We start from the raw sequence: 12912 nt of genomic DNA, 5'->3' as shown, positions 1-12912 counted from the left end.
TTTATTCTACCTCACTTAATTTATTTGCAAGCTTTGTTGATGACCAGTTAATAATAAGAACAAGTATTAAAAGTACCATTCCTGTTGCATATGCTTCTCCAACATGCTTACCTTCAGATGAAAGTACATACATATGAAGCGCAAGAGTTCTTGATGATACATTTAAAGATGTTGGCATTGATGTCGAAGTTCCCAAAGTGTACATTAGCGCAGCCGTTTCTCCTACTACACGTCCCACTGACAAAATTATTCCAGATAAAATTCCTGGAATTGCAATTGGAAGTACAACTTTAAAAATTGTCCTTAACTTTCCTGCTCCCAGTGCAAAGGAACCTTGTCTAACTGATGGATGAACAGATTTTAAAGCCTCTTCTGTTGCTCTCATTATTATTGGTAGTATCATTATTGACACTGTCAAAACACCTGAAATTACTGAAAATCCAAGTTTAAGTTTAAGTCCAAAAAATAGCATTCCAAAAAGTCCATATACAATTGAAGGAATTCCCGCAAGAGTTTCTGTGGCAAGTCTAATTGCTTTTACAAGTTTATTTTCAACATCCGTATATTCAACTAGGAATATAGCTGTAAAAATACCAATTGGAGATGCAAATAAAATTGCAAGCAAAACTGTCAAAAGTGTAGTTACAATAGCAGGACCCATCGAAACATTCTCCGTAGTATATTTAAAAGAAAGCATTTCTGGTCTAAAGGACATTGCACCCTTTAGTACAACAAAAAGAACTATAAACACAAGAACTGCAAAAGTCATACCAGAAAAAAGCCTTGTAAAAATTCTATAAAAAGACAATCCCTTTGCATGATGAAGAAAACTAACTGCAGCAATTATTATTAATAAAATAGCAATAGTAACATATTTAACCATTGTTTTCACTCCTATTCTTTAAGATAAAAAATCCAAGATTTATAATAAGAATAAATATAAATAGAACCGCTGCTGTTGCTATAAGAGCTTGTCTATGTTCGCCTGCTGCATAAGCCATTTCCATTACTATATTAGTAGTCATAGTTCTTACTCCTTTTAGTGGATTAAACGTAAGTCTAGTTTGATTTCCTGCAACTAAAATAACCGCCATTGTTTCGCCAATTGCACGTCCAACTCCAAGAATAATACCTGCAAAAATACCTGATTTGGCCGCAGGCACCATTACCCTTGTTATAGTTTCATCGTGAGTTGCTCCAAGTGAAAGTGATCCTTGATAAAAAGATTTTGGAACAGTTCTAAGAGATGATTCTGCCATAGAAATAATTGTTGGCAAGATCATAATGAGAAGTAAAATCGCTGCAGAAAGCATATTCATACCAGTTCCACCAAAAATCGATCTATTGATTGGCACTATAATTGTTAGAGCAAAAAAACCATAAACAATTGATGGAATTCCTGTCATTAAATTTAGTGCAGGCTTTAAAATTCTATAAATTTTATTTGGACAGTCAAATGCCAAGTAACAAGCAACCATAATTGAAATAGGAACAGCTGCCACACATGACAAGAAAGTTATCATAACCGATCCTATAATCATTGGGAGTATTCCATAACTTGGTGGCACATTCATAGGTGCCCAACTGTCATTTAGTAAAAAGTTTTTTCCTCCAATTTTTGCAATAAAACCAAAAGAATCTTTAAAAATAAATACACATATCAATAGTAAGAAAAAAATTGACAGTATAGAACAAATTAGGAAGAAATATTTAAATACTTCTTCCTTTGTAAATGATTTTCTTTGATTTTCTTTATGGAGAACTTTTTTATTAGTATCTTCCATTCTTTTCATTCCTTATAAATTACTTTCCTGCTTCAGACCATTCAGTTAATTTTCCAGTGAAGATGTCTTTTAATTGATCCATACTTAAATCTTCAACGTCATTGTCTTTATTTACAATTACTGCAATACCATCTCTTGCTATAACTGTGAATTCAAGTTCTTTCTTTTCTTCATCTTTAAGTTCTCTTGAAGCCATTCCAAGTTCAGCAGTTCCTTCCATTGCAGCAGTCATACCAGCAGAAGAACCATTAGATTGAATATCAATTTTAGCATTTGGATTTTTAACTTTGTAAGCTTCAGCAAGCTTTTCCATTAGAGGTGTAACTGAAGTAGATCCTGCTATTGTAATGTGAGCATCGCTGTCAATTGGTTCATAAGCTTTTCCAGCTTTTTCTCCAACATAACCTTCTTCTTCACAAATTTTTTGACCTTCGTCTGACATAATAAATGTAATTAAATCTTTTGCTTTTTCATCTACATCAGCTTTGTAAGCAACATTAAATGGTCTTGCAAGTTTGTAATCTCCAGATTTAATATTTTCTGGAGTAGCTTCAACTCCTTCGACTTTAACAGCCTTTACATCGTCATTAAGTGATCCAAGAGAAATATACCCAATAGATCCTTTGTCATTTTGTACAGTCGTAAGAACTGCATCAGTAGAAGATTCAACTGCAGCTTCTTCATAAGTGTTGTCAACTTCTTTATCACCATCTTTTACAAGCACGCCAGTAAGTTCAGTAAAAGCAGATCTAGTACCAGAACCTTGTTCTCTTGAAATTACATTAATAGTTCCAAGATCAGCTGCGTTCTTTCCAGATTCTTCTTGTTTTGCATTTTCCTTAGTAGAATTTGCTGTTTCTTCCTTTTTGTTATTTCCTCCACAAGCTACAAGAGAAGCTGCAAGTGTAAGAATAACTCCAACTTTACCAATCTTTTTTAATTCCATTACCTTCATCCTTTCAATAATTTTAAAATAATTTCTTAATTTCAACGTTATTATAGGAATAATTTGTAAATTGAAAAGATAACAATTGTAAATTCTGTGTAAAATATTTTACAATGTGTGAAATACTGGTGAAATTTTGTAAAATTTATAAAATAAAATGCCCTCCTTACTGTTTGCCAGTAAAGAAGGCACATCTCATAACTAAACTTTTAGTTTTTCTTCTGCTACATTATATTTTTGAGTTTTAACATACTTCACTTCTTCTTTTGGTTGAGTTGCTAGTCGAATATAATTTGTACTACTAGTCTTATAATTTACTCCACCATATTTAAAGACTCCGCTAGCTCTATATTCAGAAAAGTCTTTATAAACAACATTAATAACTTCTCTCATCTCTTATCTCTGCTGGTACATCTAAAAAGACTTTATTTCCATATGTTTCACATCAAAGACATTTACTATGACATTCGATAAGTCTATTAATCCTCTATTAAAAATCCAAGTTCTTTTAAAACAATTTCTATTTCTTCAATTATTTCTTCATTTTCTGCGACAACTGTGTGGAAGTGAACTCCACCAGTCAAAACATCCAAGGGCTTTGACTTTTCTTCATTCATCTTTTCTAAGAATAATTTTACATCTCTCCTAGATGAACAGTTTAAGTCTTTTTTTATCTCACCATAAACTTTGTGGTGGACTATTACATCTTTTACTCTTCCACCAAGGTCTACAATTGCATTTAATTCTTTATTTATTTCTCTATCGTTATGTTTAACTTTGAAAACTTTTTGAGTTCTCTCTTCGTTTAGATAATAACCCCTATTAGTTGAAACAATATTATTTCCGCTAGCTCTAATTATTGCTATATCTTGAACTATTACTTGCCTAGTAACTTCAAATTTTTCTGCCAATTTTTCTCCCGATATTGGTCTTTGGTTTTCAAATAGATATTTTAATAGTTCATCTCTTCGTATTTCTGGTTCCTTCATATTTCCCTCAATAAATTTTTAAATTCTTCATAGATAAGTCCAGTACTCCAGCCTTGTACGTTATGGCACCAGATGAAATATAATCAATGTCTAAGTTCTTATAATTGTTAATATTTTCAAGGCTAATATTACCAGAACACTCGATTATCGCCCTCTTATTAATAATCTTGCAAGCTTCTTTTATTTCTGATATCTTCATGTTGTCTAACATAATTATATCAGCCTTTGCTTCTAGTGCTTCTTTTAGTTCATCAAAATTTTCAACTTCAACTTCTATTTTTTTGACAAAGGGATTTACTCTTCTTACTTTTTCAACTGCATTTTTTATTCCGCCAGTTGCATCTATGTGATTGTCCTTTACCATTATTCCATCAGACAAATTATATCTGTGATTATAAGCACCCCCAAGAGTTACTGCATATTTTTCAAAAATTCTCATGCCTGGTGTAGTCTTTCTCGTGTCTAAAATCTTTACAGAATCACTATCAAGAGTATCTACAATTTTTCTAGTATAAGTAGCAATCCCACTCATCCTCTGCAAATAATTTAAAGCAGTTCTTTCCCCTTCTAAGATTGCCCTAGCTTTTGCCTTTATTTTTCCTATTAATTCAAATTTATTAACTTCATCGCCATCAGAAAAATTAAATTCAAAACTTGCATCTTCGTCTAATATTTCAAATACACGCTTAAATACATCAAGACCCGCAATAATTCCTCTATCTTTTGAAAATAAACTTACTTCTGCCATTTCATCTTTTAAAATTGCATCTGTAGTAATATCACCATTAGTCATGTCTTCCCTTAGAGCACAAATAATAAACTTGTCAATTACTATTGGCTTTAGCTCTCTCATCTTCTCTTATCCTTTCAAAAATAATCTTAGAATATTTTTCTCCATCAATTTTTTCCTTATCTATTTGAAAATCTATTTCCCTATCTTCAAGTTTATTTACATTTAAATAATTTGCCAAAAGTCTTCCAAAAACTACGCACTCTAAAAGTGAGTTGCAAGCAAGTCTATTTGAGCCATGAATACCGACATTGCCAGCTTCTCCAACCGCAAAGAGCCCCTCTATATTAGTCCTTCCATTCATGTCACATTCAATACCGCCCATAGTGTAATGCTGACATGGGACAATAGGAACATTTTCATATCTTGCATCTACTCCCCTATTTTTTAATTCATTGAATATCATCGGAAACCTCATTGTAATTTTATCCTCACCTAGTGATTTCATTGACAAATATTCAAAGTCCACATTTTCTTTTTCCATTTCCCTTAATATTGCCTTTGACACAATATCCCTAGGTTTCATTTCATCAGTGAATCTCTCATCCTTGTGGTTTAATAAGAGAGCACCTTCGCCTCTTACAGATTCAGAAATTAAAAACTGTCTCTCTGCCCCTTTTTCGTAGAGAGAAGTAGGATGAAACTGAATATAGGAAATATCCTTTAATTTGACAGCATTTTTTATAGCCATGGCATATCCATCGCCACATATATGAGAAAAATTTGTGCTCCTATCAAAAATCCCACCTAGTCCACCAGTTGCAAGAATTACATTTGTAGAAATAAAAATTTTATCGCAAGATTTTACGCCATAACATTTACCCTCCTTTACAATTAAGTCCACGATTGGTGTATCTTCAAATATATCTATATTAGTTCTTTCTCTAAGCCTTTTGTAGAGAACATCTAAAATTCCCTTACCTATTTCATCATCTATATGAAGACCTCTCGCGACAGAATGGCCTCCTTCTCTTGCATAATCAAAGTCTCCATTTTTCATAGTAAATTTAACCCCAAGGTCAACTAAAAAATTTATTGCATCTTTGGACATATCTACCATTTTTTCAACAGCTTGCAAATTATTTTTGTAGTGACCTGCCTTCATTGTATCTTCAATAAAAGCTTTTCTGTCAGATTCATCTTTTAACACATTTATACCACCTTGAGCGAGATATGAATTTGAATCTTCTAACTTTTTCTTGGTCACAATGGCAATTTTATAGTTTTTGCTTAATTCTAAGGCTGTGCTAACCCCTGCCAATCCTGATCCAACTATTAAAATGTCATATTTTTTCATCTTATGCACCTAGCTCCAACATTCTTTTTAGCGGTATTAAAGCTCTCTTACTAATTTCCTTATCTACTTCGACTTGATTTTCATTATTTTTAATTGCTCTAATAACCTTATCAACAGTTAGCTTTTTCATATCGTTACAAATTGCTTCTTTTTTCAATTTTCTTAAATTAATATTTGGATATTTTTTCTTCAACTCAGTAAAAATTCCTTCCTCTGTAACAACTAATACATCATCATACTTACCTGATTCCTTTATAATAGCCTTTGTAGATCCTATAAAGTCAGCTAAGTCTAAAATTTCTTTTCTACATTCAGGATGAGCTAAAATTTTAACCTTTCCCTTATAAGCTCTCACATCATTAACATCTATCTCATCGTGAACAGGACAACAACCATCATTTAAAATAACATTTTTATTTGGCAAAGATTTTTTTATGTAGTTGCCAAGATTTTTATCTGGTACAAAAAATATATTTTTTTCCTTTAATTTATTTACAATTTTTGCAGCATTTGAAGATGTCACACAAATATCTGAATAAGCTTTAATTTCAGCAGTAGAATTTATATAGGTTACAACTGCCAAATCCTCATACTTTTCTCTCATCTCTTTAATTTTTTCGACACTTATCATGTGTGCCATGGGGCAATCTGCTCCGATATCTGGCATCAATACAGTTTTACTTGGATTTAAAATTTTTACACTCTCGCCCATGAAGTAAACTCCTGCCATAACTATTGTCCTTTTCTTGAGCTCAGTTGCCTTTTGAGCTAGAAAAAAAGAATCTCCTATGTAATCAGCTATGGCTTGTATGTCTTCATTTACATAATAATGTGCAAGTATAACTGCGTCCCCTTCTTCCTTTAATTTTTTTAATTTTTCTAATTTTTCATCAAAATTTAACTTTTCTAAATCTTTCAATTTTATCCTATCTCCTAATAAATTTTGAATAAAATTATATTACAAAAGCTAAGATTAGACAAGTCAAGTGTATATACAGTTAAATTTATAAATAAAAATCCATAGCGTAGATGGTAGTTTTGACTTTGCGGTCCGAATAACCTTTTTTACTAGCTACTCCTCAAAGTTGCTTTTTGTTTACCGCTTGCAATTTTTACTCGCTAACTCTTAAATGGGGCTGTGTTATCCATTGTTATCTGAGCACTCAATTCATCTTCCTTGAGCTGATTCTAAATATACTCTTTTATTGCTTTTGTGTTCCTGTATTCTGTGTCTATATAATATCCTCGACACCAAAATTTTCTTCCTATTGTATTTATATTTTAAGCTGTCCCATTTTTCATATATCATTATGCTACTTTTCCCTTTTAAAAATCCAATAAAACTCAATATGCTTAACTTTGGTGGTATTTCTAGTAATATGTGTCCATAATTGGCGTATATAAATCAATGTTGGCGAGATTAATATCGCCATTTTACTAAATTTATGTATGATAAATCAAAAATGGCGACATTAAAACACTATCAACCCTCTATCGTCATAAACCGATTCACTTGTATCATTCCCACATTTTATCGCCTATCAAAAGCCATAATTGTAGCGATAACTCCGACTATCTTTTCTGTGGTTTTTTCTTTGTCTGTCTTTATATTTCCAGCAGGATCAGTTCGTATAAAGATATTATTCATCATCCACCTTAGAACTGGATGACCTCAATGGCAATTTTTCTTTCAAGTATAAGTTTCATTAATTCTTTTGTCGGTGATAAGTCAAGACCTCCATAGCAAACTCTACCTTTGATAATTTTAGATTGAGAATTTTTTTATGTTTTTACTATAAAAAATATATGGTTTAAGCTGTAAGACATAACCCATATATCATTAATTTTGGCTCTATAATATCTGTTGGGGAGCAAATCTCTAACAGACATTTTTATGTAAAAAATTTGCAAAAAAAATAGGCCTAAGCCCTATGTACAATAATTTAAATTATTAATAATAAAATTTGATTTAAATCAATTATTTTGATGGCTATTTGCCAAATCTCTCAAGAGCATTTTTCAGCTCGACAATTGCTTCATTTAACTCTTCCATCTTTTTCTCTAGCCTCACCAAGAGATAACAAGAAATTGCAATGGGAAATCCTATATTTGAAATAGTTGAGATTAATTCCTCCATAATCATATTTCCTTTTCAGTTGTAGTGATCATAGTTGCACCACTATAAGATTTTAAAGGACCAGCTTTTCCCATAACTAATCCGTTGTCTACAATGTCACTTCCAACGAGATCAGTTTGTGCCTTGGACACATTTTCGCTGGGATCTGAAATATTCAGATTGTATTTGTTCCCATCATTGTCTGCAAGTTTTAGTCTTAAATTTCTTTTAATATCCATAAATTCTCCTTCCTTCAATAACAAATTTACAACTTACACAAAATAATTAAGCTTCTTCAGCTAGAGATTCTTCAACAACTTTTACAGTGCCAGCAAGATCTCCTTCTACTAATTTTTTAAGATCAATAGAAAGTTTTAAAAGATTTTCATTATTAGCATTAGGACTTATATCTCTAACAGTAATACTTCTTCTCTTAACTTTGCCAGTAGAATCATCTGATACAACAGTTCTAAGTTTGCACTTAGTTTCTAAAGTTTTAACAGCCATTATTTTCACCTCCTATTATGTATATAGAAAAAAAGGTGAAAAGTTACTATCCTAATTTTAAAAAAGTTCAAAAATTTTTTAATTACAAACTTTCTTTGAACTTCCACCACTTTTCCCAATTATTTGCACTCATAGAACGAGGACAAATCTTGTGTGACGCATCAAAATGACGCACAACTTTACTTAGGGGAATATTGTAAAAATCCATAAGAAATCTAATTACCTTTCTAGCATTTTCAAGTGCCTTCTCATAATCACCATCACTATTTACACAAATCTCAACACCAATAGAATTATTATTTGTAATTCCATACTTTCCATGCCCATCTCCACAGTGCCAAGAAACATTAGTAGTTTCAACAGTTTCAACTATCCTTTTGTCATCTACAAAATAATGAGCAGAAGCATTTCTATTTCCACCATTAAAATACTTATAATGATTAATAGCATCTGCCCCAAAATTAGTATTTCCTGTGTCATGCACAACAATAAAAACAGGCTTCACCATGCCACGTCTTGGCACAAAATTAAACTTAATAAGTTTCTTTTCAACTAACATAAAAACCTCCTAAATTAATCATAATAAACACCTACAAACTTCTTCATATTTTCTATGGCCTTTGACTTTAGATTTACCACAGTCCTCACAGAAATACCAAGAAAATCTGCAATCTCAGAAAGACTCATCCTCTCATAATAAAATAATCTCACAACAAGACCTTGCCTTGGACTAAGATAATTCATCGCATCTCTTAAAATCCCCTCCCTCTCCCTATAAATATAATCTCCTTCAATGTCTATGCCACTGTCTAGAGTATCAAATACAGTAATTTCACCTTCCTCACTATTATCATTTTTTACCTCGCTCTCTCTTATGTCATTTTCCACATTTAAAAGATACTTATATGTATCAAGATAAAAATATTTGAGATTTAACTTTACAAAATGCAAAAAATTGCTCTTGTGGTTAAAAGTTTCAATAGAAAAAAGTATCATTGCTCTTCCGTCAGAATAGAGATCCTCATATTCCCTTTTAATAGGGCAATATTTTTTTATTGACGATTTAATTAGTGGATCTAGCATGTTTACAAGTTTCACCTTTGATCTCTCTTCCCCAACAAGAGCAGAATTTAGCACTCTGTTAAAATCTTCATAACTATTATTCTTCATTTAATGCCTCCTTATTGTTAATGTAATTTTATTATAAAACTTTTGTTTTACTTTGTCAAACATATATTTAAACTTATTTTTAATAAATTACATATAAGTTAACTTACAATTATCCCCTATAAGAATTTGATTATATGTCTAGAGTCAATTTAACAATAAGTGCGAAAGAAAAAGATAAGTATTTATTTAATAAAGGAGTTAACGAATTAGATTAAATACATCTGTAACAATTAATATGTTTATAAAAAAAAAGTTTATAAGAAAATGTGTCAAATCTTATAAACTTTATTATATATTTTAATTATGTAAAAAAAAGAAAAACCCAAGGTTTCCCTCAGGTTTTATCTTTGATTTAAAAAATCATTAAGCTTCTTCAGTTACTATAACTTCTGATGTTTGAGCATCAGCTGGAGCTTTTTCAAAAGTAACTTTAATTTTTACTTGTTTTTGTACATTATCAAAGCTTTCTACTTCATATTTTGCAGTTACTCCATCTTTAAGTTCTTTATCAACTATAGCCTTTACTTCAGCTTTTGCCTTATCTTGAGTTAAAGTATCTTTTGCAACCTTAACATCTGTTAGTTTTGCATCAGCTGCATCTTTAACTGCTTTGATTTGTTCTGTATATTCTTTTTTAACAGCTTCTTCCTTTGTATCAACAAATCCTTTAACTCTATCTAAAGCTTCTTTATAAGATTTATCAACGCCTTCCCATTCAGTCTTATCTTCAAATTTAAGATCATCAATCATTTTTTGAATTTTTTCTACTGATTTCTTTGCATTATCAAAATCTTTGTTAACTGATTCTTGATCTGGATATTTTGCATCAAGTTTCTTGATTGCATCTTTAATATCTTGAACATTTCCAGCTTTTGACTTAGGTTTGATTGGAGTTTCTTTTTCATCATTTAATCTAAAGTCATAAGCTCTAACATTGTCATCATGTTTTTTGTTTTCAGCTTTAAAGATAACTTCCTTGCCTACATAGTCTTTTAATACAGTAGCAAGTTCTTTGTCAACTTTGTAAGTCTTAGTAGTCTTGTTAAGATCTTTATCCCAATTGTCAGATTCAACCTTAATTTCTACTTCTTTTTCTCCAACCCATTTGATTGTTCCTACAACAGTGTGTCCTTCAATTCCATTAACAACATTAAGAACTGATCCAGATTCATCAAATTTGTCTTCGATATATTTAGATGGTTCGAAAATAGATACTGCATCTATATCTCTTGCATTCTTATCGTTAGCTGCAAATTGTAGATAATCTCCTTTTTCAAGGTCTTTATATTGTTTTGCATTGAAGATGTCAGCGTCTCCTACATAAAGAAGAGTTTCGTTGTCAAATCTATCAATTACTTTGATTTCATCATTGTCAAATACTTTTTCTACTTTAACTACTGGATAGTCTTTAGTTTCGCTGTGATCGATTATTTTTTCAATAGCATCACCACGAAGTTCTATAACGTCATACTTGTCACCATAGTTTAGTGGGAAGTGTGCTTTGTTAAGAACATTATCTCTGTCATAAAGTTTACCGTCTACGTCTTCAAGTGTATTTGAGTATTTAGAAGAAGAATCTTGAACTACTCTGTAACGATCTCCATCATTATCTTTAGATACTACGTTAAATACGATAACTCTAGCTGTGTTTCTTTCAGAATCATATCCTTTTACAGCTGATTTGTGATCATCTGTGTCGAATCCAGCGTATACGTTAGCGATTTTGTAATCGTCTTTGTAGTTGTGGAAACCAATTAATGAAAGTGCTTCGTTAATGTCTTTAACTTCTCTCATAATGTTGTTATAAGGGTTAGCTACATAAACTTCAGTTTTGTCATTAATTTTTAATTCTCTTATTAACTTTTCTTTAGCATCAAAGAATTTGATGTATTTACCTTTTGTTGCACTTGAGTTTAATTTGATTGTAGCGTAAGCTTTGTTGATGTCTTTTTGTTTAACATCTTTCATTGTTACGATGTCTTTGTAATAATCAGTTTTTACAGTTGCATCTGCTACGCCTTCCCAGATGTTATTGTCTTCATCTAAAAGACCGTTGTGGTTACTTTTAGCTAAGTCTTCTGGGTTACCAAGTTCAAGGATGTGAGTTACTTCGTTTTTATCATTAGTAAGAATTCTTACTAGAGATCCTTTGTAAAGATCAAGATTGTCAACAGTATTTACTTTAACGATTTGTTTTCTACCATTGTCGCCATCTACGATAACTGTATCGCTTGTGATTTTGTATTCTTTGTCTTTATCTTGGTTAAGAGTAAGTTTGCTATTAGTTAGGTTAGAAACAATACCTCTAGTTTCGTTAGAAGGTGTTCTCTTGAATTCTTGCATTTTGTAAAGAGCATTGTAAATCATAGTGAATGCATCTGCTCTGTTAGCTGCTTTGTTAGAATCTGCAATTGTTACATCGTCAAGAATTCCAAGTTGTGCTGCCCAAGTCATCCAAGAAGATGCCCAAGTAGCGTTTTTAACCATATCAGCTGTTAAATCTTCTTTTGCAAGAACTACTAACATTTTAGCAAGTTCAGCGTAAGTTACATCATTTTCTGGTTTGAATGATCCATCAGGGTATCCTGCTAGCATTGCAATTCCGTTAGCATCAGATGGTACTGTTGTACCTACTGTGATAACTCCGTTAGCCCAGTGTTCTGGTTTAACGTCATTGTATACTTGCATTGATCCTTGTAATTGTTTTGATAATTCTTCATTACCATTAGCTAGTACAAGTAATCTTGTGATTTCGGATCTCTTGATGTTTTTATCAAGTCCGTAGTTTCCATCTTCGTAGCCTTCAACAAGTTTTTTGTCGATAATGTATTGGATTTTGTTATCTTTTCCAACTACTTTTTCAACTTTTTCTTTAGATTCTGCTTTAGCATCATCTTTTTTTGTTTCAGCGGCGAAGACACTTGTGAATGATCCTAGTACCATTACTAGTGCTAGTACTAGAGAAATAATTTTCTTGTTCATTTGTCTTTCGACCTCCTTAAAAATTTTGTAGATTCTACAAAAGTCTTAAACTTTTGTCGCCGAGACTGAACTATCTCGACTCAGAGGTGACAAATAAATATCGCCTTATTTCGGTTTTATTTAGTTGTCATGTTCCTCTTATGTTTCTATTATACACTAGAAAGTTCTTTTGTAAAATTACAATTACATTACATAAACGAAGTTCGTGAAATTCTTTTGAAATATTATGTAGCAATTGTTTTTACTGAAACATCTTCTAGCCCCAATAGAAAGGTCTTGCGACCGTATGTAAAATTATAACAAAGGGGTTACATTTTTGCAATAAATTTTA

At 31.6% G+C, this 12912-nt stretch carries 15 protein-coding genes and 1 pseudogene; all 16 read right to left on the bottom strand.

The window, feature by feature from the left end; genetic code table 11:
• Position 1 precedes the first annotated feature (1 nt).
• Entirely contained in the window at positions 2-883 is an 882-nt protein-coding gene (gene pstA, locus BQ5450_RS07710) for a phosphate ABC transporter permease PstA (protein ID WP_010245974.1), read from the bottom strand.
• Entirely contained in the window at positions 876-1793 is a 918-nt protein-coding gene (gene pstC / locus BQ5450_RS07705) for a phosphate ABC transporter permease subunit PstC (RefSeq protein ID WP_010245977.1), read from the bottom strand. The genes pstA and pstC overlap by 8 nt, the downstream gene beginning before the upstream one ends.
• Positions 1794-1803: 10 nt before the next feature.
• Positions 1804-2730, bottom strand: coding sequence for a substrate-binding domain-containing protein (locus BQ5450_RS07700; protein ID WP_010245980.1), 927 nt, complete (start codon positions 2728-2730; stop codon positions 1804-1806).
• Positions 2731-2931: 201 nt separating this feature from the next.
• Positions 2932-3123 (bottom strand): hypothetical protein, encoded by a 192-nt coding sequence (locus BQ5450_RS07695; protein ID WP_010245983.1) that lies wholly within the window; start codon positions 3121-3123, stop codon positions 2932-2934.
• 86 nt (positions 3124-3209) lie between these two features.
• A complete protein-coding gene (locus BQ5450_RS07690) occupies positions 3210-3719 on the bottom strand; it encodes a transcription repressor NadR (RefSeq protein ID WP_010245986.1) in 510 nt (169 codons plus the stop codon).
• A gap of 7 nt (positions 3720-3726) precedes the next feature.
• The gene (gene nadC, locus BQ5450_RS07685; RefSeq protein ID WP_071126486.1) at positions 3727-4572 is read right to left on the bottom strand and encodes a carboxylating nicotinate-nucleotide diphosphorylase; all 846 of its coding nucleotides are present in this window, start codon (positions 4570-4572) and stop codon (positions 3727-3729) included.
• Positions 4544-5806, bottom strand: a complete 1263-nt coding sequence (locus BQ5450_RS07680) for an L-aspartate oxidase (RefSeq protein WP_071126485.1) — start codon at positions 5804-5806, stop codon at positions 4544-4546. The genes nadC and BQ5450_RS07680 overlap by 29 nt, the downstream gene beginning before the upstream one ends.
• A gap of 1 nt (position 5807) precedes the next feature.
• Entirely contained in the window at positions 5808-6725 is a 918-nt protein-coding gene (nadA, locus tag BQ5450_RS07675) for a quinolinate synthase NadA (RefSeq protein ID WP_010245994.1), read from the bottom strand.
• 200 nt (positions 6726-6925) lie between these two features.
• Positions 6926-7190 (bottom strand): annotated as a pseudogene (gene tnpA, locus BQ5450_RS08915) (IS200/IS605 family transposase); the annotation flags it as partial.
• A gap of 147 nt (positions 7191-7337) precedes the next feature.
• Positions 7338-7454: a hypothetical protein gene (locus BQ5450_RS09515; RefSeq protein ID WP_456107060.1), complete on the bottom strand. Its 117-nt coding sequence runs from the start codon at positions 7452-7454 to the stop codon at positions 7338-7340.
• A gap of 342 nt (positions 7455-7796) precedes the next feature.
• Positions 7797-7943, bottom strand: coding sequence for a YvrJ family protein (locus BQ5450_RS08910; RefSeq protein ID WP_010246000.1), 147 nt, complete (start codon positions 7941-7943; stop codon positions 7797-7799).
• 2 nt (positions 7944-7945) lie between these two features.
• Positions 7946-8161 carry a DUF2922 domain-containing protein gene (locus BQ5450_RS07670; RefSeq protein ID WP_010246003.1) on the bottom strand — a complete coding sequence of 72 codons (216 nt, stop codon included), beginning with the start codon at positions 8159-8161 and terminating at the stop codon, positions 7946-7948.
• A 46-nt stretch (positions 8162-8207) separates the two neighbouring features.
• A complete protein-coding gene (locus BQ5450_RS07665; protein WP_010246006.1) occupies positions 8208-8429 on the bottom strand; it encodes a DUF1659 domain-containing protein in 222 nt (73 codons plus the stop codon).
• Between the two features lie 82 nt (positions 8430-8511).
• Complete coding sequence (locus BQ5450_RS07660) at positions 8512-8988, bottom strand: peptidoglycan recognition protein family protein (protein WP_071126484.1); 477 nt, start codon at positions 8986-8988, stop codon at positions 8512-8514.
• A gap of 14 nt (positions 8989-9002) precedes the next feature.
• Entirely contained in the window at positions 9003-9599 is a 597-nt protein-coding gene (locus tag BQ5450_RS07655) for a sigma-70 family RNA polymerase sigma factor (RefSeq protein WP_010246012.1), read from the bottom strand.
• Between the two features lie 363 nt (positions 9600-9962).
• Entirely contained in the window at positions 9963-12581 is a 2619-nt protein-coding gene (locus BQ5450_RS07650; RefSeq protein WP_083379759.1) for an S-layer homology domain-containing protein, read from the bottom strand.
• Positions 12582-12912: the final 331 nt, after the last annotated feature.

Origin of the sequence: Peptoniphilus lacydonensis (assembly GCF_900106515.1) — a bacterium.
Classification (GTDB): domain Bacteria; phylum Bacillota; class Clostridia; order Tissierellales; family Peptoniphilaceae; genus Peptoniphilus_A; species Peptoniphilus_A lacydonensis.
The sequence above is the reverse complement of the archived record's forward strand: the minus strand, read 5'-3'. Positions and strand labels throughout refer to the sequence as shown.